This is a genomic window from Pseudomonas fluorescens HK44, from assembly GCF_000217955.3.
GTDB classification, from domain to species: Bacteria; Pseudomonadota; Gammaproteobacteria; order Pseudomonadales; family Pseudomonadaceae; genus Aquipseudomonas; species Aquipseudomonas fluorescens_AQ.
In genome coordinates, this window is the sequence record NZ_AFOY02000019.1 from 16,256 (window position 1) to 38,846 (window position 22,591).

General features: G+C 56.5%; 21 protein-coding genes. 17 read left to right on the forward strand and 4 right to left on the reverse strand.

The window, feature by feature from the left end:
• Positions 1-234: 234 nt before the first annotated feature.
• From gyrB to dnaA, 4 genes are read right to left on the reverse strand one after another with little or no spacing between them, the layout of a single operon-like run.
• Positions 235-2,652: a DNA topoisomerase (ATP-hydrolyzing) subunit B gene (gene gyrB / locus HK44_RS22525; protein WP_019694408.1), complete on the reverse strand. Its 2,418-nt coding sequence runs from the start codon at positions 2,650-2,652 to the stop codon at positions 235-237.
• A 4-nt stretch (positions 2,653-2,656) separates the two neighbouring features.
• Positions 2,657-3,760 carry a DNA replication/repair protein RecF gene (gene recF / locus HK44_RS22530; protein WP_019694407.1) on the reverse strand — a complete coding sequence of 368 codons (1,104 nt, stop codon included), beginning with the start codon at positions 3,758-3,760 and terminating at the stop codon, positions 2,657-2,659.
• 20 nt (positions 3,761-3,780) lie between these two features.
• Positions 3,781-4,884, reverse strand: a complete 1,104-nt coding sequence (gene dnaN / locus HK44_RS22535) for a DNA polymerase III subunit beta (protein WP_019694406.1) — start codon at positions 4,882-4,884, stop codon at positions 3,781-3,783.
• A 39-nt stretch (positions 4,885-4,923) separates the two neighbouring features.
• Positions 4,924-6,441 carry a chromosomal replication initiator protein DnaA gene (gene dnaA, locus HK44_RS22540; RefSeq protein ID WP_019694405.1) on the reverse strand — a complete coding sequence of 506 codons (1,518 nt, stop codon included), beginning with the start codon at positions 6,439-6,441 and terminating at the stop codon, positions 4,924-4,926.
• Between the two features lie 565 nt (positions 6,442-7,006).
• Between dnaA and rpmH the strand changes: the two genes are divergently transcribed.
• The 17 genes from rpmH (at position 7,007) to atpD (ending at position 22,563) form a co-directional block, all read left to right on the forward strand.
• Positions 7,007-7,141: a 50S ribosomal protein L34 gene (gene rpmH / locus HK44_RS22545; RefSeq protein ID WP_003213577.1), complete on the forward strand. Its 135-nt coding sequence runs from the start codon at positions 7,007-7,009 to the stop codon at positions 7,139-7,141.
• Positions 7,142-7,157: 16 nt separating this feature from the next.
• Positions 7,158-7,559: a ribonuclease P protein component gene (gene rnpA / locus HK44_RS22550; protein ID WP_031319651.1), complete on the forward strand. Its 402-nt coding sequence runs from the start codon at positions 7,158-7,160 to the stop codon at positions 7,557-7,559.
• Positions 7,552-7,797 (forward strand): membrane protein insertion efficiency factor YidD, encoded by a 246-nt coding sequence (gene yidD, locus HK44_RS22555; RefSeq protein ID WP_074872215.1) that lies wholly within the window; start codon positions 7,552-7,554, stop codon positions 7,795-7,797. Before rnpA ends, yidD begins: the two co-directional genes overlap by 8 nt.
• Positions 7,798-7,799: 2 nt before the next feature.
• Positions 7,800-9,482: a membrane protein insertase YidC gene (gene yidC / locus HK44_RS22560; protein WP_019694403.1), complete on the forward strand. Its 1,683-nt coding sequence runs from the start codon at positions 7,800-7,802 to the stop codon at positions 9,480-9,482.
• 79 nt (positions 9,483-9,561) lie between these two features.
• Complete coding sequence (gene mnmE, locus HK44_RS22565) at positions 9,562-10,932, forward strand: tRNA uridine-5-carboxymethylaminomethyl(34) synthesis GTPase MnmE (RefSeq protein ID WP_019694402.1); 1,371 nt, start codon at positions 9,562-9,564, stop codon at positions 10,930-10,932.
• Positions 10,933-11,536: 604 nt separating this feature from the next.
• Positions 11,537-13,429 (forward strand): tRNA uridine-5-carboxymethylaminomethyl(34) synthesis enzyme MnmG, encoded by a 1,893-nt coding sequence (gene mnmG, locus HK44_RS22570; protein WP_019694401.1) that lies wholly within the window; start codon positions 11,537-11,539, stop codon positions 13,427-13,429.
• Positions 13,430-13,434: 5 nt separating this feature from the next.
• On the forward strand, positions 13,435-14,070 hold the full coding sequence (rsmG, locus tag HK44_RS22575) for a 16S rRNA (guanine(527)-N(7))-methyltransferase RsmG (protein ID WP_187682504.1): 636 nt from the start codon (positions 13,435-13,437) through the stop codon (positions 14,068-14,070).
• 18 nt (positions 14,071-14,088) lie between these two features.
• Positions 14,089-14,886: a ParA family protein gene (locus HK44_RS22580; RefSeq protein WP_019694399.1), complete on the forward strand. Its 798-nt coding sequence runs from the start codon at positions 14,089-14,091 to the stop codon at positions 14,884-14,886.
• A 9-nt stretch (positions 14,887-14,895) separates the two neighbouring features.
• Positions 14,896-15,768 (forward strand): ParB/RepB/Spo0J family partition protein, encoded by an 873-nt coding sequence (locus HK44_RS22585; protein ID WP_019694398.1) that lies wholly within the window; start codon positions 14,896-14,898, stop codon positions 15,766-15,768.
• 148 nt (positions 15,769-15,916) lie between these two features.
• Positions 15,917-16,324: a F0F1 ATP synthase subunit I gene (locus HK44_RS22590; protein WP_019694397.1), complete on the forward strand. Its 408-nt coding sequence runs from the start codon at positions 15,917-15,919 to the stop codon at positions 16,322-16,324.
• 16 nt (positions 16,325-16,340) lie between these two features.
• Complete coding sequence (atpB, locus tag HK44_RS22595) at positions 16,341-17,210, forward strand: F0F1 ATP synthase subunit A (protein WP_019694396.1); 870 nt, start codon at positions 16,341-16,343, stop codon at positions 17,208-17,210.
• 133 nt (positions 17,211-17,343) lie between these two features.
• Positions 17,344-17,601, forward strand: coding sequence for a F0F1 ATP synthase subunit C (atpE, locus tag HK44_RS22600; protein WP_019694395.1), 258 nt, complete (start codon positions 17,344-17,346; stop codon positions 17,599-17,601).
• A gap of 58 nt (positions 17,602-17,659) precedes the next feature.
• A complete protein-coding gene (locus tag HK44_RS22605; protein ID WP_019694394.1) occupies positions 17,660-18,130 on the forward strand; it encodes a F0F1 ATP synthase subunit B in 471 nt (156 codons plus the stop codon).
• A gap of 12 nt (positions 18,131-18,142) precedes the next feature.
• Positions 18,143-18,679, forward strand: coding sequence for a F0F1 ATP synthase subunit delta (locus tag HK44_RS22610; protein WP_007903030.1), 537 nt, complete (start codon positions 18,143-18,145; stop codon positions 18,677-18,679).
• Between the two features lie 21 nt (positions 18,680-18,700).
• Positions 18,701-20,245, forward strand: coding sequence for a F0F1 ATP synthase subunit alpha (atpA, locus tag HK44_RS22615; RefSeq protein WP_019694393.1), 1,545 nt, complete (start codon positions 18,701-18,703; stop codon positions 20,243-20,245).
• 50 nt (positions 20,246-20,295) lie between these two features.
• Complete coding sequence (gene atpG, locus HK44_RS22620) at positions 20,296-21,156, forward strand: F0F1 ATP synthase subunit gamma (RefSeq protein ID WP_019694392.1); 861 nt, start codon at positions 20,296-20,298, stop codon at positions 21,154-21,156.
• Between the two features lie 27 nt (positions 21,157-21,183).
• Positions 21,184-22,563, forward strand: coding sequence for a F0F1 ATP synthase subunit beta (gene atpD, locus HK44_RS22625; protein WP_019694391.1), 1,380 nt, complete (start codon positions 21,184-21,186; stop codon positions 22,561-22,563).
• Positions 22,564-22,591: the final 28 nt, after the last annotated feature.

Below are 22,591 nucleotides of genomic sequence, written 5' to 3' on the forward strand. Positions count from 1 at the left end.
ATAGCCAAAAATGACAGCCATAACAACTTCTCGGACAGATCAAAAGAGCAATTGGCTAGATTGTACAAGCCGTAACCATTTGAGACCCGAAAATACTCCCTCCCTTCAAGGACAAAACCCCGGCAGACCTTTCAGTCAACCGGGGTTTTGTCATGAGGGCAGTGGGCGATTAACCTTAGCCGAACCACTTAACTTTGACTGATATGGCGAACAACTTTGCCCGCCTACAACGGATCAGAAGTCCAGGTTAGAGACTGCCAAGGCGTTGCTTTCGATGAAGTCACGGCGTGGTTCGACCGCATCACCCATCAGGGTGTTGAAGATCTGGTCCGCGCCAATGGCGTCTTCGATGGTCACTTTGAGCATCCGGCGCGAGCCTGGATCCATGGTGGTTTCCCACAGCTGATCCGGGTTCATCTCACCCAGACCTTTGTATCGCTGGATGGTGTGACGCTTGGTGCTTTCGGCCATCAACCATTCAAGGGCTTCCTTGAACTCGGTGACGGCTTTCTTGCGCTCGCCGCGCTGAATGTAAGCGCCTTCGTCCAGCAAGGTGCTCAGCTGAGCGCCCAGCGAAACGACGGTCTTATAGTCATTGCTACCGAAGAAGTCGCGGTTGAAGGTGACGTAGTTCGACAGGCCGTGGGAGATCAGTTCGACCTCTGGCAGCCAGACGTTACGTTCACGGTCTTCACGCAGGCTGGCTTTGTAGACCAGGCCGGATTTCTCGACGGTGCGCAGGCGAACTTCGTACTGGGCCAACCAGTTCTGCATCGCTGCGTGATCGGACAGTTGGTCCATGCTCACCGCTGGCAGGTAGATGAAGTGCTCGGTCAGTTCCTGCGGGTACAGGCGCGACAGACGCTTGAGGGTCTTCATCACCAGACGGAAGTCATTCACCAGACGCTCGAGGGCTTCTCCGGAGATACCCGGTGCTTCCTCGTTCAAGTGCAGGCTCGCATCTTCCAGGGCCGACTGCGTCATGTACTCTTCCATGGCGTCGTCGTCTTTGATGTATTGCTCTTGCTTGCCTTTCTTCACTTTGTACAACGGCGGTTGAGCGATGTAGATGTAGCCACGCTCGATCAGCTCCGGCAGCTGACGGAAGAAGAAGGTCAGCAGCAGGGTGCGGATGTGCGAACCGTCGACGTCAGCATCGGTCATGATGATGATGTTGTGATAACGCAGCTTGTCGATGTTGTACTCGTCGCGGCCGATGCCGCAGCCCAGCGCGGTGATCAAGGTGCCTACTTCTTGCGAAGAGATCATCTTGTCGAAACGTGCCTTCTCGACGTTCAGGATCTTGCCCTTGAGGGGCAGAATCGCCTGGGTCTTGCGGTTGCGTCCCTGCTTGGCGGAGCCGCCAGCAGAGTCACCTTCCACGAGGTACAGTTCGGAGAGGGCAGGGTCTTTTTCCTGGCAGTCAGCCAGTTTGCCCGGCAAACCGGCGATATCCAGCGCGCCTTTACGACGGGTCATCTCGCGGGCTTTACGCGCCGCTTCACGAGCACGGGCCGCGTCGATCATCTTGCCGACAACCAGCTTGGCTTCGTTCGGGTTTTCCAGCAGGAAGTCGGAGAAATACTTGCCCATTTCCTGTTCGACCGCGGTCTTCACTTCGGAAGAAACCAGCTTGTCTTTGGTCTGTGAGCTGAACTTCGGATCCGGCACCTTGACCGAAATGATCGCGGTCAGGCCCTCACGGGCATCGTCACCGGTGGTGGCGACTTTGTGTTTCTTCGCCAGACCCTCCGCTTCGATGTAGGTGTTCAGGTTACGCGTCAGTGCCGAGCGGAACCCCACCAGGTGAGTGCCGCCATCGCGCTGAGGAATGTTGTTGGTGAAGCACAACAGATTCTCGTTGAAGCTGTCGTTCCATTGCAGGGCGATTTCCACGCCGATGCCGTCTTCACGCTGGACGTTGAAGTGGAACACCTGGTTGACCGGAGTCTTGTTGGTGTTCAGGTATTCAACGAACGCACGCAGACCGCCTTCGTACTTGAACAGCTCTTCCTTGCCGCTGCGCTCATCCTTGAGGACGATGCCGACACCGGAGTTGAGGAAGGACAGCTCACGAATCCGCTTGGCCAGAATGTCCCAGCTGAAGTGGATGTTCTTGAAGGTTTCAGCCGAAGGCTTGAAGTGGATCTGCGTACCGGTGGACCCGCTCTCACCAACGATTTTCATCGGCTCTTGCGGAACACCGTGGACGTAAGTCTGTTCCCAGATCTTGCCGCTACGGCGAACGGTCAGGATCAGTTCTTCGGACAGGGCGTTTACAACCGACACACCTACACCGTGCAGACCGCCGGATACTTTATAGGAGTTGTCATCGAATTTACCGCCGGCGTGCAGCACGGTCATGATGACCTCGGCTGCCGAGACGCCTTCTTCTTTATGCACGTCTACCGGAATGCCACGACCGTTGTCGCGCACGGTGATGGATTCGTCCGGGTGGATGATGATACTGATGTCGTCGCAATGACCGGCCAATGCTTCGTCGATCGAGTTATCGACCACCTCGAACACCATGTGGTGCAGACCGCTGCCATCGTCGGTGTCACCAATGTACATACCGGGACGTTTGCGTACGGCATCCAGGCCTTTCAGCACTTTAATGCTCGTTGAGTCGTACGTATTTTCTTCGCTCATGCCTTCACTCCCGATGGTCGTGGGTCTGGGTGATACGGCCCTGTTCCACGTGGAACAGGGCGACTGGCGTTTCCGTCTGCCAGCCTTCCCTCAATAATTCGTGATCTACACAGGTGATAAAAACCTGGCAGCGTAAGTCTTCCAGCAAACGGCAAAGCGCGCGGCGGTGCTGCTCATCCAGCTCGGATGGCAAATCATCCACCAGATAAATACATTGGCCGCGCCGGGCCTGGCTGACCAAATGCCCTTGGGCAATCCGCAATGCGCAGACCACCAACTTCTGCTGACCACGAGACAAGATGTCCGCGGCATTGTGTGCGCCCAATCTAAGACGCAAATCAGCGCGTTGTGGTCCGGCCTGGGTATGCCCCATTTGCTGATCCCGGTGAACGGACGCGGCGAGCACTGCACTCAGCTCTCGCTCTTTGTCCCAACCCCGGTAATAGCTAAGCGTTAAGCCCTCGAGTTCGACGAGTTCGCTCAAGGTCTGTTCAAAGACTGGTTTCAAGGCTTTGATATAAGCGCGGCGGTATTCATCAATTTCAGCGCTGGCCTGGCACAATTCTCTGTCCCAAACCGCTTGCGAAACGGCGTCAAGTGTACCATGCCGCAGCCAAGAGTTTCTCTGGCGCAGGGCCTTCTGCAGGCGCTGCCAAGTGGACATGAAACGTGGTTCCACGTGGAACACACCCCAATCCAGAAACTGTCGGCGAATTTTCGGTGCGCCTTCCAACAGGCGGAAGCTGTCGGGGTTGATCAATTGCAGCGGCAGGATTTCTGCCAACTGCGCAGCACTGCGGGCGTTCTGCCCGTCGATGCGAATCTGAAACTCCCCTTGGCGGTCCCGGGATATCCCCAATGCGCTGTGCCCACCCTCGGCCAATTCGACCTGGCCAAACACCGTGCACGCTAACTGCTCGTACTGGATGACCGGTAAAAGACGGGTACTGCGAAACGAACGGGCGAGCCCCAGCAGATGGATGGCTTCCAGAACACTGGTTTTGCCGCTGCCGTTGGCGCCGTACAGGATGTTGATGCGGGGGGAGGGGGAGAAGGTCACCGGGTGCAAATTGCGCACCGCGGTGACCGAGACACGACTGAGGGACATCTAGCGTCTGCTGAACATGTTTACAGGCGCATCGGCATGACAACGTAAGCCGAGTCGTCGTTGTCGGACTCTTGCACCAGCGCACTGCTGTTGGAGTCAGACAGGATCAAGCGCACTTGCTCAGTGGTCATCACGCCCAGAACGTCGAGCAGATAGCTCACGTTGAAACCGATTTCCAGCGAGCCACCGTTGTACTCAACGCCAACTTCTTCTTCCGCCTCTTCCTGTTCCGGGTTGTTCGCCTGGATCTTCAGCTGACCGTTGGCCAATTGCAGACGAATGCCGCGGTACTTCTCGTTGGACAGAATCGCGGTACGGCTAAATGCCTCGCGCAGTGCCTGACGATCGCCGAGTACCACTTTGTCGCCGCCTTTTGGCAGAACGCGCTCGTAGTCAGGGAATTTGCCGTCGACCAGTTTCGAGGTAAAGGTGAACTCGCCGGTGGTAGCGCGAATATGGTGCTGACCCAGAACGATGCTGACATTGCCGTCCGGCTCGGTCAGCAAACGCGCCAGTTCCAGAATACCTTTACGTGGAACGATCACCTGATGACGGTCCGGTTGACCGATATCAGCCTGCATCGAGCACATGGCCAGACGGTGACCGTCGGTGGCCACGGCACGAATGATGCCAGCCGAGACTTCCAGCAACATGCCGTTGAGGTAGTAGCGAACGTCCTGCTGAGCCATCGCGAAGCTGGTGCGTTCGATCAAACGACGCAGCTTGCTCTGCTCAAGGCTGCAGGTCAGCGAGCCCGGGCCTTCTTCCACCGTCGGGAAATCGTTGGCTGGCAACGTCGACAGGGTGAAGCGGCTACGGCCGGCTTTCACGACGAGCTTCTGCTCATCGACCTTGATGTCGATCAGCGCGTCGTTCGGCAGGCTCTTGCAGATGTCCATCAGCTTACGCGCCGGGACAGTGATTTCGCCCGGCTCGGCCGGCTCTTCGAGTTGCACACGACCGACCAGCTCGACTTCCAGGTCGGTACCGGTCAGCGACAATTGCTGGCCTTCGACAACCAGTAGCACGTTGGAAAGCACCGGCAAGGTCTGTCGGCGCTCGACGACGCCTGCGACCAGTTGCAGGGGTTTCAACAGGGCTTCGCGTTGAATGGTGAAATGCATGGTCTAGTCCCTTGCCTTAATAAGCTGCGCTGGTGTTCATCAAGTGGTCAGTGTACGCAGCAGGTTCTTGTAGTCCTCGCGGATGTCCGCGTCGGATTCCTTAAGTTCGTTGATCTTGCGGCATGCGTGCAAAACCGTAGTGTGGTCGCGACCGCCAAACACGTCGCCGATTTCCGGCAAGCTGTGGTTGGTCAGTTCCTTGGATAGCGCCATGGCCACTTGCCGTGGACGTGCGACCGAACGCGAACGGCGCTTGGACAGCAAATCCGAAATCTTGATCTTGTAGTACTCGGCGACCGTGCGCTGAATGTTATCCACAGAGACCAGCTTGTCCTGGAGCGCCAGCAGGTCCTTCAGGGATTCACGAATCAACTCGATAGTGATATCGCGCCCCATGAAGTGCGAATGGGCGATCACGCGTTTGAGCGCGCCTTCGAGTTCACGGACGTTGGAACGAATACGCTGGGCGATGAAAAACGCAGCATCGTGCGGCAGGTCAACTTTAGCCTGGTCGGCCTTCTTCATCAGAATAGCGACGCGGGTTTCCAGTTCCGGCGGCTCGACGGCGACCGTCAGGCCCCAGCCGAAGCGCGACTTCAAGCGCTCTTCAAGGCCTTCGATTTCTTTCGGATAACGGTCACTGGTGAGGATGACCTGTTGGCCACCTTCAAGCAGGGCGTTGAACGTGTGGAAGAATTCTTCCTGGGAACGTTCCTTGCGGGCGAAGAATTGAATGTCATCGATAAGCAGCGCATCGACCGAACGGTAGAAGCGCTTGAACTCGTTGATCGCGTTCAATTGCAAAGCCTTGACCATGTCGGCCACGAAGCGCTCGGAATGCAGGTACACGACCTTGGCATTCGGGTTCTTCTTTAATAGGTGGTTACCCACGGCGTGCATCAAGTGGGTTTTACCCAAGCCAACGCCGCCATACAGGAACAGCGGGTTGTAACCGTGCTTGGGATTGTCCGCGACCTGCCAGGCTGCCGCGCGGGCCAGTTGGTTGGACTTACCTTCGACAAAGTTTTCGAAAGTAAAGGTGCGGTTCAGGTAACTGGTGTGCTTGAGCGCGCCTTCGACCTGCACGGTGCGTTGTTCTGCACGTACGGGTGCCTGTTGCGAGCTGGCGCCGGCCATTGGGTCGAAGCTGTCGCGGGACGGTTCTTCGTTGATCTCGGCGTTTTTTTGCGTTGCACGCTTGGTCGACGCGGCAGGTGCAGGTGCGCTGACGGGTGCTGGTGCAGCCGCTGCCTGCGCTTGAGACGCCGCTGCTGCCAACGGTGCATTCGGCGCAGCACGAGGTGCTGAACTGCGTTTGCTGCCTATTAATAAGGAAAGCGCTGGCGCCATGCCATTGCCATGCTCATCCAGCAGCTCGAGCACGCGGCTCAGGTACTTTTCATTGACCCAGTCGAGAACAAAACGATTCGGTGCGTAGACACGCAACTCGTCGCCTTCGGCTTCGACCTGTAGTGGACGGATCCAAGTGTTGAATTGTTGGGCAGGCAGCTCATCGCGCAAAAGCTCCACGCACTGCTGCCAAAGTTCCACTGACACGGATATCCCCTAAGTTGAAAGCCGGTGCGGCAAAAACAAGCGGCCATTGTAGCGACCAGACGCCGACTTATCCACACGTAGGTTGCTCACGGGTGTCGAAGAATCAACGCGTTATACGCAAAAAAGACGACCAATGGTCTGTGCATAAGCTCTGTGGATAAGCCCACTTAAGCTCGTTGTACAAGTTGGGGGCAAACCCGGTGGATAACCTGCCTGTGGATAACCACCCATTCCACGCACAGCTTATCCGACAGCGGAGCACAGGCTGAACACCGTTTTCCACTGTAGTTGTCATTCTCTGTACAGCACGTAATAGAAGGGCTGAAGGCAGTTATCCACAGATGATGGCGGGTCTAGCTTTTATAAGCTTTACAGAAAAGCTTTAAATAATTCCCTTCTTTATTTTTATATCTAGCTGTCCACCTTTCAAGGACGAACCCTGCGGATATCCATTTAAAGGAAACCTTGGTTGGAAATTGACCTAGAGGCTTGCTTTCTCTAGAATCCCCGGTCTCTTAAAACGGGGGCCATTCCGGCCCGTTGTGGACGAACCAGGTAACACGACATGAAACGTACTTTCCAACCAAGCACTATCAAACGCGCTCGTACCCACGGTTTCCGTGCTCGCATGGCTACCAAGAACGGCCGTGCCGTCCTGTCGCGTCGTCGCGCCAAAGGTCGTGCGCGTCTGGCAGTTTGATAATCCGGTACTGGAGGTGAGTCAGGACTTCAGTCGGGAAAAGCGTTTGCTTACCCCCCGGCATTTCAAGGCAGTCTTTGACTCCCCTACCGGCAAGGTTCCGGGGAAAAATCTCCTGCTCCTTGCACGCACCAACGATCTCGATCACCCCCGTCTAGGGCTGGTTATCGGGAAAAAGAGTGTGAAGCTCTCCGTTGAGCGCAATCGCCTCAAACGTCTGATGCGCGAATCGTTTCGCCTCCACCAGGATTCTCTGGTTGGTTGGGACATCGTTATCGTCGCGCGCAAAGGTTTGGGCGATGTAGAAAACCCCGAATTGATTCAGCATTTCGGCAAACTCTGGAAACGTCTGGCACGCAGCACGCCGGTACCAGCAGTCAAAACCGAAACTGTAGGGGTAGACAGCACTGATGCGTAAACTGGCGCTCGTTCCGATCCAGTTTTATCGCTATGCCATTAGTCCTTTGATGGCCAGCCACTGTCGTTTCTACCCCAGTTGTTCCTGCTACGCGTATGAAGCCATAGAAAATCATGGCCTTCTGCGCGGTGGCTGGCTGGCCTTTCGTCGTTTAGGTCGCTGTCATCCGTGGAATCCCGGTGGATATGACCCGGTTCCATCTATCCCTACCTCCCGTTCTTCTTCGATGGCCGAGTAATCATGGATATTAAACGCACGATCCTGATCGTCGCCCTGGCAATCGTGTCCTACGTTATGGTTCTGAAATGGAACCAGGACTATGGTCAGGCTGCCCTGCCGACTCAGAATGTTGCTTCCAATCAGGCTGCCCCGGCTATTCCGGATACGCCACTTGGTAACAATGCTGCCGCGAGTGCCGATGTACCCAGCGCGAATCCCGATATCAGTGCCCCTGCCGCAACGCCGGTGGTCACCAATAAAGACCTCATCCACGTCAAAACGGATGTGCTCGAACTGGCTATCGATCCTCAAGGTGGTGATATCGCCCAGCTGATGCTGCCGCTGTATCCACGTCGTCAGGACCATCCGGAAATTCCGTTCCAGCTGTTTGATAACGGTGGCGAACGTACTTACCTGGCCCAAAGCGGCCTGACCGGTACCAACGGTCCGGATGCTCGCCCTACCGGTCGTCCGGTTTACTCGACCGAACAGAAGACTTATCAACTGGCTGATGGCCAGAACCAGCTCAACGTTGACCTGAAATTCAGCGACGCTGGCGTCAATTACATCAAGCGCTTCAGCTTTACTCGCGGTCTGTACGATCTGAAAGTCACCTATCTGATCGACAACACCAGCGATAAAGCCTGGACGGGCAACCTGTTTGCCCAGCTCAAGCGCGATGCAAGTGCCGATCCTTCTTCCACAACCGCTACCGGTACTGCGACTTACCTGGGCGCTGCCCTGTGGACAAGTGCAGAGCCGTACAAAAAAGTGTCGATGAAAGATATCGACAAGGCGTCGTTGAAAGACACCGTTAACGGTGGCTGGGTCGCCTGGCTGCAACACTACTTCGTGACCGCCTGGATTCCAGCCAAGAACGACAGCAATGTGGTGCAGACTCGCAAAGACAGCCAAGGCAACTACATCATCGGTTTCACTGGCCCGGTATTGTCCGTCGCGCCAGGTGCCAAGGCTGAAACCAGCGCTACGTTGTACGCAGGTCCGAAAAGCCAGGCGATACTGAAAGAGTTATCCCCAGGTCTGGAACTGACGGTCGACTACGGCATTCTGTGGTTCATCGCCCAGCCAATCTTCTGGCTGCTGCAACACATCCATGCGATCGTCGGTAACTGGGGCTGGTCGATCATCTTCCTGACCATGCTGATCAAGGGGATCTTCTTCCCGTTGTCGGCCGCCAGCTACAAATCCATGGCGCGCATGCGTGCAGTGGCGCCGAAACTGGCTGCGCTGAAAGAGCAACATGGCGACGACCGGCAGAAAATGTCGCAATCCATGATGGAGCTGTACAAGAAAGAGAAGATCAATCCGCTGGGTGGTTGCTTGCCAATCCTCGTGCAGATGCCGGTTTTCCTTTCGCTGTACTGGGTACTCCTGGAAAGCGTGGAAATGCGCCAGGCTCCGTTCATGCTGTGGATTACCGACCTGTCGATCAAGGATCCGTTCTTCATTCTGCCGATCATCATGGGCGCAACCATGTTTATCCAGCAGCAGCTGAACCCGACGCCTCCGGATCCGATGCAGGCCAAGGTGATGAAGCTGATGCCTATCATCTTCACCTTCTTCTTCCTGTGGTTCCCGGCAGGTCTGGTGCTGTACTGGGTTGTGAACAACTGCCTGTCCATCACCCAACAGTGGTACATCACACGTAAGATTGAAGCAGCTACCAAAAAAGCGGCTGCATAACTTACTCTGTGGATAACCACTCAAAACGCCCCCTAGTGGGGCGTTTTGCTATCCGTCATTTTTATCTGGATATCGAATCATGAGCGCTCCTCGTGAAACCATCGCCGCTGTCGCCACCGCTCAAGGCCGTGGTGGTGTCGGTATCGTCCGTATTTCCGGACCGCTGGCGAGTGTTGCGGCGAAAGCCATCAGCGGTCGCGAACTGAAACCACGGTTTGCCCATTACGGCCCGTTTCTCAGTGAACACGAAGAGGTGCTGGACGAAGGCATCGCCCTGTATTTCCCCGGGCCGAATTCATTCACCGGCGAAGATGTGCTGGAACTCCAGGGCCACGGCGGTCCGATAGTTCTGGATATGTTGCTGCAGCGCTGCCTGCAATTGGGTTGCCGTCTGGCCAGGCCGGGTGAATTCAGCGAACGCGCCTTCCTCAACGACAAACTCGATCTGGCCCAGGCCGAAGCCATCGCCGACTTGATCGAAGCGAGTTCTGCACAGGCCGCCCGCAACGCTTTGCGTTCGTTGCAGGGCGCGTTTTCGCAACGTGTGCATAACCTCACCGAGCAATTGATTGCATTGCGGATCTACGTTGAGGCGGCAATCGACTTCCCCGAAGAAGAAATCGACTTCCTTGCCGATGGCCACGTGCTGAAGATGCTCGACGCGGTGCGCGATGAGTTATCCACCGTGTTGCGTGAAGCCGGGCAGGGCGCATTGCTGCGTGACGGCATGACCGTGGTGATTGCCGGTCGTCCGAATGCCGGCAAATCCAGTCTGCTCAACGCATTGGCCGGCCGAGAAGCGGCGATTGTGACCGAGATTGCCGGCACGACCAGGGACATCCTGCGCGAACATATCCACATCGACGGTATGCCGCTGCATGTGGTCGACACCGCAGGCTTGCGCGACACCGAAGACCAGGTCGAGAAAATCGGTGTGGAACGGGCATTGAAGGCCATCAGCGAGGCGGATCGGGTGTTGCTGGTGGTCGATGCCACCGCGCCTGAGGCTCTTGATCCTTTTGCCTTGTGGCCTGAATTCCTCGAGCAGCGCCCGGATCCCGCAAAAGTGACCTTGATCCGCAACAAGGCAGACCTGACAGGTGAAGCAATAGCGCTGGAAGTCAGTGAAGATGGCCATGTGACCATCAGCCTGAGCGCCAGGTCGGCAGGTGAAGGCCTGGAGCTGCTGCGCGATCATCTCAAGGCCTGCATGGGCTATGAGCAGACCTCGGAAAGCAGCTTCAGCGCCCGCCGGCGTCATCTGGAGGCTCTACGGCATGCCAGTGCCTCACTCGAACATGGTCGCGCGCAGCTGACCTTGGCCGGTGCCGGAGAACTGCTGGCTGAAGATTTGCGTCAGGCGCAGCAGTCGTTGGGTGAAATTACCGGCGAATTCAGCTCCGACGACCTGCTGGGAAGGATCTTTTCCAGCTTCTGTATCGGTAAATAGCTTCACCTCTCCCTCCGTAGGAGCCGAGCTTGCTCGCGAGGCGGCGTGTCTGACACACCGTGTTGCTTAAATCGCCGGCAAGCCAGCTCCCACAAGTCCGTGTAACTCCCAAATTTTTCGCATTGCCGAGCGGCATCGACCGTTTCGGTGGTTTCCCTGTGGGCGAAATTTGCCCCATTCAGCGCTTTTCTGTGGATTAAGCCCTGTGAATAACTGCCACTGAGCACAGTTGATAACAGGGCCTAAAAACTGAGGAAAACCACCTTTGTGGATAACCACCTCATTCATCCACAGGCTTACACCGGTTATCCAAGGGCCTCCTTGGCACATGACCACAGGGTTTTGAATCTCTGTACACATTGAAAACAAAGGTCTGCATAAATCTATCCACAGAAAGGTAGCCCAGTAGAAATAAACATAAAAACAAAGATTTAATAAATTTCTCTCTTTTTAATTTCTATTACCCCGACTTCTCCACAGCTGGTTAAATTTTGTGCAAAGGGTTCTTTAGGAAGGGCGAAGTCCCTATACTTGTCGACCAGGTCCGAAAACCTGAGCTCAAACTATTCCTGATTACCCAACTGAAGCAGGCACGAGGTGCGTGGTGGATTTCCCTTCCCGTTTTGAAGTGATCGTCATCGGCGGCGGTCATGCCGGTACCGAGGCAGCACTTGCATCAGCACGTATGGGGGCAAAAACCCTGTTGCTGACGCATAACGTGGAAACCCTCGGAGCAATGAGCTGCAACCCCGCGATTGGCGGGATCGGTAAAAGCCATCTGGTCAAGGAAATCGATGCCCTTGGCGGCGCGATGGCCATGGCTACGGATAAAGGTGGTATTCAGTTTCGCGTCTTGAACAGCCGCAAAGGCCCAGCCGTGCGCGCTACTCGCGCCCAGGCCGACCGCGTTCTGTACAAGGCCGCTGTGCGCGAGATTCTCGAGAACCAGCCGAACCTGTGGATATTTCAACAGGCAGCCGACGACCTGATCGTCGAACAGGAACAAGTGCGTGGTGTTGTCACCCAAATGGGCCTGCGGTTCTTCGCAGATTCCGTGGTGTTGACCACCGGCACCTTCCTCGGCGGACTTATCCACATCGGTATGCAGAACTATTCCGGCGGTCGTGCCGGCGATCCTCCTTCGATCGCCCTGGCACATCGTCTGCGTGAACTGCCTTTGCGCGTGGGTCGCCTGAAAACCGGTACGCCACCGCGTATCGATGGCCGTTCTGTGGATTTCTCGGTCATGACCGAGCAACCTGGCGATACACCGATTCCGGTGATGTCGTTCCTGGGGTCCAAAGAACAACACCCCGCGCAGGTCAGTTGCTGGATTACCCACACCAACGCCCGTACTCACGAGATCATCGCCTCGAACCTTGACCGTTCGCCGATGTACTCCGGGGTGATCGAAGGTATCGGCCCGCGTTATTGCCCATCGATCGAAGACAAGATTCACCGCTTTGCCGACAAGGAAAGCCATCAGGTCTTCATCGAGCCGGAAGGTTTGACCACCCACGAGCTGTACCCGAACGGGATATCCACATCCTTGCCATTCGACGTGCAATTGCAGATCGTGCAGTCGATTCGCGGCATGGAAAATGCCCATATCGTTCGTCCGGGCTACGCCATTGAGTACGACTACTTCGATCCGCGTGACCTGAAATACAGCCTGGAAACCAAAGTCATCGGCGGCCTGTTCTTCGCCGGACAAATCAACGGCACTACCGGTTACGAAGAGGCCGGTGCCCAAGGTTTGCTGGCCGGGGCCAACGCAGCATTGCGTGCCCAGGGCAAAGACAGCTGGTGCCCGCGTCGCGACGAAGCGTACATCGGTGTATTGGTCGACGACCTGATTACCTTGGGTACCCAGGAACCGTATCGGATGTTCACGTCCCGCGCCGAATACCGTTTGATCCTGCGCGAAGACAACGCCGACCTGCGCTTGACCGAAAAAGGTCGCGAACTGGGTCTGGTGGACGACGTGCGCTGGGCGGCTTTCTGCAAAAAACGCGAAAGCATCGAACTGGAAGAGCAGCGCCTGAAAAGCACCTGGGTTCGCCCCGGTACGGAACAGGGCGATGCGATCGCCGAAAAGTTCGGCACGCCGCTGACCCACGAATACAACTTGCTGAACCTGCTGACCCGTCCGGAAATCGACTACGCTGGTCTGATCTCGGTGACAGGCGCCGGTGCAGAAGACTCACAGGTCGCCGAGCAGGTCGAAATCAAGACCAAATACGCCGGTTACATCGACCGCCAGCAAGATGAAATTGCTCGCCTGCGGGCCAGTGAAGACACCAAATTGCCTGTGGATATCGATTACACGAACATCTCCGGTCTCTCCAAAGAGATCCAGAGCAAGCTCGGCGCGACCCGTCCAGAAACCCTGGGCCAGGCTTCGCGGATTCCGGGCGTGACCCCGGCAGCGATTTCGCTGTTGATGATTCATTTGAAAAAACGCGGCGCGGGCCGTCAGTTGGAGCAAAGCGCTTGAGTTCGATGGTCACCTCGCAACACGCCGAAGAGTTATCCACAGGTGCTCGCCAGCTTGGTGTCAACCTGACAGAAACCCAGCACGCGCAGCTGCTGGGTTATCTGGCCCTGTTGATCAAATGGAACAAGGCCTACAACCTCACGGCCGTGCGTGATCCGGACGAAATGGTTTCACGGCACTTGCTCGACAGCCTGAGCGTGATGTCCTTCATCGAAAACGGCCGCTGGCTGGATGTTGGCAGCGGCGGCGGCATGCCGGGTATTCCACTGGCGATCCTGTTTCCCGATTCGCAAGTGACCTGCCTGGACAGCAACGGCAAGAAAACCCGCTTCCTGACTCAGGTCAAACTCGAACTCAAACTGGATAACCTGCAAGTTATCCACAGTCGCGTCGAAGCCTTCACGCCTGAACTGCCGTTCAACGGGATCATTTCCCGGGCATTCAGCAGCATGGAGAACTTCAGCAACTGGACTCGCCACTTGGGCGATAGCGATACGCGTTGGCTGGCAATGAAGGGCGTTCATCCCGCCGATGAGCTGGTAGCATTGCCGGCAGACTTCCACCTCGATAGCGAACACGCCCTGGCCGTACCCGGTTGCCAAGGCCAACGCCATCTGCTGATACTGCGCCGCACGGCATGATTGGGAACACAAGCAAGAATGGCTAAGGTATTCGCGATAGCGAACCAAAAGGGTGGTGTGGGCAAGACCACCACCTGCATCAACCTCGCAGCATCCCTGGTCGCGACCAAGCGTCGGGTGTTGTTGATCGATCTTGATCCACAGGGCAACGCCACCATGGGTAGCGGTGTGGATAAACACGGTCTGGAAAACTCGGTCTACGACCTGTTGATTGGCGAATGCGATCTGGCCCAGGCCATGCACTTCTCCGAACACGGTGGTTACCAGTTGTTGCCGGCCAACCGCGATTTGACCGCGGCTGAAGTCGTTCTGCTGGAAATGCAGATGAAGGAAAGCCGTCTGCGCAGCGCTTTGGCGCCGATCCGTGAGAACTACGATTACATTTTGATCGACTGCCCACCGTCGCTGTCGATGCTCACGCTCAATGCTCTGGTTGCCTCCGACGGGGTGATTATCCCCATGCAGTGCGAGTATTTCGCACTCGAAGGGTTGAGCGACCTTGTGGATAACATCAAGCGCATCGCTGAACTGCTGAACCCGAACCTGAAAATCGAAGGCCTGCTGCGGACCATGTATGACCCGCGCCTGAGCCTGATGAACGATGTGTCGGCGCAGCTCAAGGAACACTTCGGCGAGCAACTGTACGACACCGTGATACCGCGCAACATCCGTCTGGCCGAAGCGCCAAGTTATGGCATGCCGGCGTTGGCCTATGACAAACAATCCCGTGGCGCACTGGCCTATCTGGCCCTGGCGGGCGAGATGGTTCGTCGTCAACGCAAAAATTCACGCATTGCCGCTGCTCAGGCAACTTAAGGAATCCCCATGGCCGTCAAGAAACGAGGTCTCGGACGTGGACTGGATGCACTGCTGAGTGGTCCGACTGTCAGCTTGCTCGAAGAACAAGCGGTGCAGGCCGATCAGCGTGAGCTGCAACACCTGCCGCTGGACCTGATCCAGCGCGGCAAGTACCAGCCGCGTCGGGACATGGACCCTCAGGCGTTGGAAGAACTGGCGCAGTCGATCAAGGCTCAAGGCGTGATGCAGCCGATCGTGGTTCGCCCGATCGGTGCTGGCCGCTTTGAAATCATCGCCGGCGAACGCCGCTGGCGCGCAAGCCAGCAGGCTGGCCAGGAAACCATTCCGGCGATGGTGCGCGATGTGCCGGATGAAACCGCAATCGCCATGGCGCTGATCGAGAACATCCAGCGCGAAGACCTCAATCCGATCGAGGAAGCGGTTGCCCTGCAGCGTTTGCAGCAGGAATTCCAGCTGACTCAGCAGCAAGTCGCCGAGGCGGTGGGCAAGTCCCGCGTGACCGTGGCCAACTTGTTGCGCCTGATTGCATTGCCGGAAGTCATCAAGACCATGCTGTCCCACGGTGACCTGGAAATGGGTCATGCCCGTGCTTTGCTCGGTTTGCCGGAAAATCAACAGGTTGAGGGGGCGCGACATGTTGTCGCACGCGGCCTCACCGTGCGCCAGACTGAGGCGCTGGTTCGCCAGTGGTTGAGTGGTAAACCTGCGCCTGTCGAACCCTCAAAACCTGACCCGGATATCGCTCGTCTCGAACAGCGCCTGGCAGAGCGCCTAGGCTCTGCGGTGCAGATTCGCCACGGGAAGAAGGGCAAAGGGCAGTTGGTGATTGGTTACAACTCCCTCGATGAGCTTCAAGGCGTCCTCGCACATATCCGCTGAAACATTTCCTCATGTAGCGCGGAGTTCGAAATCACTACCTGACAGTTGAATAGGGGCTGAACCGCCCCTATACTCTGCGCGCATTTTGTCGGCACAAATTATGCCAGGTTATTGAGTTCTGGCAGCCGATCATTGGGGAGCAATAACGATGGAAAGCCGCGCGCCAAACCGCTTGCCGTTCCATCGCCTGGCGGTATTTCCGGTGTTACTGGCTCAATTTGTCGTTTTGGTATTGGCCGCTTTGGCGCTCTGGTACTGGCATGGAGTCGTAGCCGGATACTCAGGACTCTGCGGAGGCCTGATAGCCTTGCTGCCCAATGTTTATTTCGCTCACAGGGCATTTCGGTTTTCCGGCGCCCGAGCAGCTCAAGCCATCGTCCGGTCTTTTTATGCCGGCGAGGCGGGCAAACTGATTTTGACGGCAGTGCTCTTTGCATTGACGTTTGCAGGTGTGAAGCCATTGGCGCCGCTAGCGGTATTCGGCGTCTTCGTGCTGACCCAACTGGTCAGCTGGTTCGCACCCCTGCTTATGAAAACAAGACTTTCGAGACCTTAGGGCGTTTGAGGCAACCATGGCAGCAGAAACCGCTTCGGGCTATATCCAGCACCACTTGCAGAACCTGACCTTCGGTCAGTTACCTACCGGCGGCTGGGGCTTTGCCCACACCGCAGCAGAAGCCAAGGCAATGGGCTTCTGGGCATTCCACGTCGATACCCTCGGCTGGTCTGTTGCGTTGGGTCTGATCTTCGTTCTTCTTTTCCGCATGGCGGCGAAGAAGGCGACTTCCGGTGTACCGGGTGCTTTGCAGAACTTCGTTGAAGTGATGGTTGAATTCGTCGATAGCGCGGTGAAGGACAGCTTCCACGGGCGTAGCCCGGTAGTTGCTCCACTGGCGCTGACGGTTTTCGTCTGGGTGTTCATGATGAACGCCATCGACCTGGTACCGGTCGACTGGATCCCGCAACTGGCCGCGGCCATTTCCGGCAACCACGAGATCCCGTTCCGTGCCGTATCGACCACCGACCCGAACGCAACGCTGGCCATGGCCTTCTCGGTGTTCGCGCTGATCATTTTCTACAGCATCAAGATCAAGGGCCTCGGCGGCTTCATCGGCGAACTGACCCTGCACCCGTTCGGCAGCAAGAATATTTTCCTTCAAGCCCTGCTGATTCCGGTGAACTTCCTGCTGGAGTTCGTGACGCTGATTGCCAAGCCGATTTCGCTGGCACTGCGTCTGTTCGGCAACATGTACGCTGGCGAACTGGTGTTTATCCTGATCGCCGTGATGTTCGGCAGCGGCCTGCTCTGGCTTGGCGGCCTGGGCATTGTGCTGCAATGGGCGTGGGCTGTATTCCACATCCTGATCATCACCCTGCAAGCGTTCATCTTCATGATTCTGACCATCATCTACCTGTCGATGGCGCACGAAGAGAACCATTAAGACCAGTCTCGACTAGTCTGATGTCCCTCTCGGTCAAACGAGAGGGTGCCCGAACAGGGCTATGAAACGATTTGTTTTACCGCTTTAAAATCTAAAAAACCTAAACCATACGACGTAAAAGTCGGGAGGAAAGATGGAAACTGTAGTTGGTCTAACCGCTATCGCTGTTGCACTGTTGATCGGCCTGGGCGCACTGGGTACCGCAATTGGTTTCGGCCTGTTGGGCGGCAAGTTCCTGGAAGGCGCGGCGCGTCAGCCAGAAATGGTTCCAATGCTGCAAGTCAAAATGTTCATCGTTGCCGGTCTGCTCGACGCCGTAACCATGATCGGCGTTGGTATCGCTCTGTTCTTCACCTTCGCGAACCCTTTCGTTGGTCAACTCGCTCACTAATCACTCGGATTTTCGAGTTGAGCAAGTCTGATGGACAACGAACGAGCGAGGTGTTGGCGTGAACATTAATGCAACCCTGATTGGCCAGTCCGTTGCGTTCTTCATTTTTGTACTGTTTTGCATGAAGTTCGTGTGGCCTCCGGTCATCGCGGCTTTGCACGAACGTCAGAAGAAGATCGCGGATGGACTGGACGCTGCCGCCCGAGCAGCTCGCGACCTGGAATTGGCCCAAGATAAAGCGGGTCAACAACTGCGCGAAGCTAAAGCTCAAGCAGCCGAAATCATTGAGCAAGCCAAGAAACGCGGTAATCAGATCGTCGAAGAGGCTGTTGATAAAGCCCGTGTCGACGCTGAACGTGTGAAGGTGCAGGCTCAGGCCGAGATCGAGCAGGAACTGAACAGTGTCAAAGACGCGCTGCGTGCCCAACTGGGTGCCCTGGCCGTTGGCGGCGCCGAGAAGATCCTGGGTGCCACAATCGATCAAAACGCGCACGCGGAGCTGGTAAACAAACTGGCTGCTGAAATTTAAGCGAGGGCGATCATGGCAGAACTGACCACGTTGGCCCGACCTTACGCTAAGGCAGCCTTCGAGCACGCCCAGGCCCACCAGCAACTGGCCTCTTGGTCAGCCATGCTCGGCCTGGCTGCAGCAGTGTCGCAAGACGACACCATGCAGCGCGTGCTCAAGGCCCCGCGACTGACGAGCGCAAACAAGGCCGCCACGTTTATTGACGTGTGCGGCGACAAGTTTGATGCCAAGGCACAGAACTTCATCAACGTCGTTGCCGAAAACGACCGTCTCCCGCTTTTGCCGGAGATATCCGCTCTGTTCGACCTGTACAAGGCCGAACAAGAGAAGTCGGTAGACGTTGAAGTGACCAGTGCTTTCGCATTGAACCAAGAACAGCAAGACAAACTCGCCAAGGTTCTCAGTGCACGACTCAACCGGGAAGTGCGCCTGCAAGTCGAGGAAGACAAATCCCTGATCGGGGGCATTGTCATCCGCGCCGGCGACCTGGTTATCGATGGCTCGGTTCGCGGCAAACTCGCGAACCTTGCCGAAGCATTGAAATCTTGAGTTTGAAGGGGCAGCAGAGCAATGCAGCAACTCAATCCTTCCGAAATAAGTGAAATTATCAAGGGCCGCATCGAAAAGCTCGATGTGACCTCCCAAGCCCGTAACGAAGGCACTGTCGTCAGCGTATCTGACGGCATCGTGCGGATTCACGGTCTGGCCGACGTTATGTACGGCGAGATGATCGAGTTTCCGGGCGGCGTCTACGGTATGGCCCTCAACCTGGAGCAAGACTCTGTAGGTGCTGTTGTATTGGGCTCTTACCAGACTCTGGCTGAAGGCATGAGCGCCAAGTGCACTGGCCGCATCCTCGAAGTTCCGGTAGGTAAGGAACTGCTGGGTCGCGTAGTCGATGCACTGGGTAACCCAGTTGACGGCAAAGGTCCGCTGAACAACACCGAGACCGATGCGGTCGAGAAAGTTGCTCCAGGCGTGATCTGGCGTAAGTCGGTAGACCAGCCTGTACAGACTGGCTACAAGGCTGTTGACGCCATGATCCCTGTCGGCCGTGGCCAGCGTGAGCTGATCATCGGTGACCGTCAGATCGGTAAAACCGCTCTGGCGATCGACGCGATCATCAACCAGAAAAACAGCGGCATCTTCTGCGTCTACGTTGCTATCGGTCAGAAACAATCGACTATCGCCAACGTGGTTCGCAAGCTGGAAGAAAACGGCGCCTTGGCTAACACCATCGTCGTAGCTGCCAGTGCTTCGGAATCGGCTGCACTGCAATTCCTGGCACCGTACTCCGGTTGCACCATGGGCGAATATTTCCGCGACCGCGGTGAAGACGCGCTGATCGTTTATGACGATCTGTCCAAGCAAGCAGTGGCTTACCGCCAGATTTCCCTGCTGCTGCGCCGTCCACCAGGCCGTGAAGCCTACCCAGGCGACGTGTTCTATCTCCACTCCCGTCTGCTGGAGCGCGCATCCCGCGTTTCGGAAGAGTACGTAGAGAAGTTCACCAACGGTGCCGTGACTGGCAAGACCGGTTCCCTGACCGCTCTGCCAATCATTGAAACCCAGGCTGGCGACGTTTCCGCGTTCGTTCCGACCAACGTGATTTCCATCACCGACGGTCAGATCTTCCTGGAATCGGCCATGTTCAACTCCGGGATCCGTCCTGCAGTGAACGCCGGTGTTTCGGTATCCCGTGTGGGTGGTGCCGCTCAGACCAAGATCATCAAGAAGCTTTCCGGTGGTATCCGTACCGCTCTGGCTCAGTACCGTGAACTGGCTGCATTCGCCCAGTTCGCTTCTGACCTGGACGAAGCCACTCGCAAGCAGCTTGAGCACGGTCAGCGCGTTACCGAGCTGATGAAGCAGAAGCAATATGCGCCGATGTCCATTGCCGACATGTCGTTGTCCCTGTATGCCGCTGAACGTGGCTTCCTGGTAGACATCGAGATTCCAAAAATCGGTAGCTTCGAGCAGGCCATGATTGCTTACTTCAACCGCGATCACGCCGAATTGATGGCGAAGATCAACGTGAAGGGTGACTTCAATGACGAAATCGACGCTGGCCTGAAAGCCGGTATCGAGAAGTTCAAGGCCACCCAAACCTGGTAAGCCGCAGCGGGGGCCGAGAGGCTCCCGCTTGCTAACCTGATAGGTGTTACATGGCAGGCGCAAAAGAGATTCGCAGTAAGATTGCGAGCATCAAAAGCACGCAAAAAATTACCAGCGCCATGGAAAAAGTGGCGGTCAGCAAAATGCGCAAGGCACAAATGCGCATGTCGGCTAGCCGTCCTTACGCGGAGCGCATCCGCCAGGTTATTGGTCATCTGGCCAACGCTAACCCGGAATATCGCCACCCGTTCATGATCGACCGTGCTATCAAGCGCGTTGGTTATGTCGTCGTGAGCAGTGACCGTGGTCTGTGTGGTGGCTTGAACACCAACCTGTTCAAGGCTTTGGTCAAGGACATGGCGGTAAACCGCGAACAAGGCGTCGAGATCGATCTGTGCGTGATTGGTAGCAAAGGTGCGGCTTTCTTCCGCAACTTCGGCGGTAACGTCGTTGCAGCTATCAGCCACCTGGGTGAAGAGCCGTCGATCAATGATCTGATCGGCAGCGTCAAGGTGATGCTGGATGCCTACCTGGACGGCCGTATTGACCGCCTGTGCGTGGTGTCCAACAAGTTCATCAACACCATGACGCAACAGCCTACCGTGGAGCAGTTGATTCCACTGGTGGCGACCCCGGATCAAGAACTCAAGCACCACTGGGACTATCTCTACGAACCGGATGCCAAGGAGCTGCTTGACGGCTTGATGGTCCGCTACGTGGAGTCGCAGGTCTACCAGGCGGTGGTCGAGAACAACGCAGCTGAACAAGCGGCGCGGATGATCGCAATGAAGAACGCTACCGACAACGCCGGTGACTTGATCAGCGATTTGCAGCTGATCTACAACAAGGCGCGTCAGGCTGCGATCACCCAAGAGATCTCGGAAATCGTCGGCGGCGCTGCCGCGGTTTAACGGTTCAAATATTCAGAGGATCCAGCTATGAGTAGCGGACGTATCGTTCAAATCATCGGCGCCGTTATCGACGTGGAATTTCCACGCGACAGCGTACCGAGCATCTACAACGCGCTGGAAGTACAAAGCGCGGCCGGAACTACGCTTGAAGTTCAGCAGCAGCTGGGCGACGGCGTGGTTCGTACCATTGCGATGGGCTCCACCGAGGGCTTGAAGCGTGGTCTGGAAGTCAAGGACTCCGGCGCAGCCATCTCCGTACCGGTCGGTAAAGCGACCCTGGGCCGGATCATGGACGTACTGGGTAACCCGATCGACGAAGCTGGCCCGATTGACACCGAAGAACGCTGGGGCATTCACCGTCCTGCGCCGTCCTTCGCTGAACAAGCTGGCGGCAACGACCTGCTGGAAACCGGCATCAAGGTTATCGACCTGGTTTGCCCGTTCGCCAAGGGTGGTAAAGTCGGTCTGTTCGGTGGTGCCGGTGTAGGCAAAACCGTAAACATGATGGAACTGATCCGTAACATCGCCATCGAGCACAGCGGTTATTCCGTGTTCGCCGGTGTGGGTGAGCGTACTCGTGAGGGTAACGACTTCTACCACGAGATGAAGGACTCCAACGTTCTGGACAAAGTGGCACTGGTTTACGGTCAGATGAACGAGCCGCCGGGAAACCGTCTGCGCGTAGCACTGACTGGCCTGACCATGGCCGAGAAGTTCCGTGACGAAGGTAACGACGTTCTGCTGTTCGTCGACAACATCTATCGTTACACCCTGGCCGGTACTGAAGTATCCGCACTGCTGGGCCGTATGCCTTCTGCAGTAGGTTACCAGCCGACCCTGGCTGAAGAGATGGGCACTCTGCAAGAGCGCATCACTTCCACCAAAAACGGCTCGATCACCTCGATCCAAGCGGTATACGTACCCGCGGATGACTTGACTGACCCGTCGCCAGCGACCACCTTCGCCCACTTGGACGCCACCGTCGTTCTGTCCCGTGACATCGCTTCCCTGGGTATCTACCCAGCGGTAGATCCACTGGACTCGACTTCGCGTCAGCTGGACCCGAACGTGATCGGTCAGGACCACTACGACACCGCTCGCGGCGTTCAGTATGTTCTGCAGCGTTACAAAGAACTGAAGGACATCATTGCGATCCTGGGTATGGACGAGCTGTCGGAAACCGACAAGCAGTTGGTATCCCGCGCTCGTAAGATCCAGCGTTTCTTGTCGCAGCCGTTCTTCGTGGCTGAAGTCTTCACCGGTGCATCGGGTAAATACGTTTCCCTGAAAGACACCATTGCTGGCTTCAAAGGCATCCTCAACGGTGACTACGACCACCTGCCAGAACAAGCGTTCTACATGGTCGGCGGCATCGAAGAAGCGATCGAGAAAGCCAAGAAACTGTAATCCAGGCGCCCGGCGACGGGCGCTAATT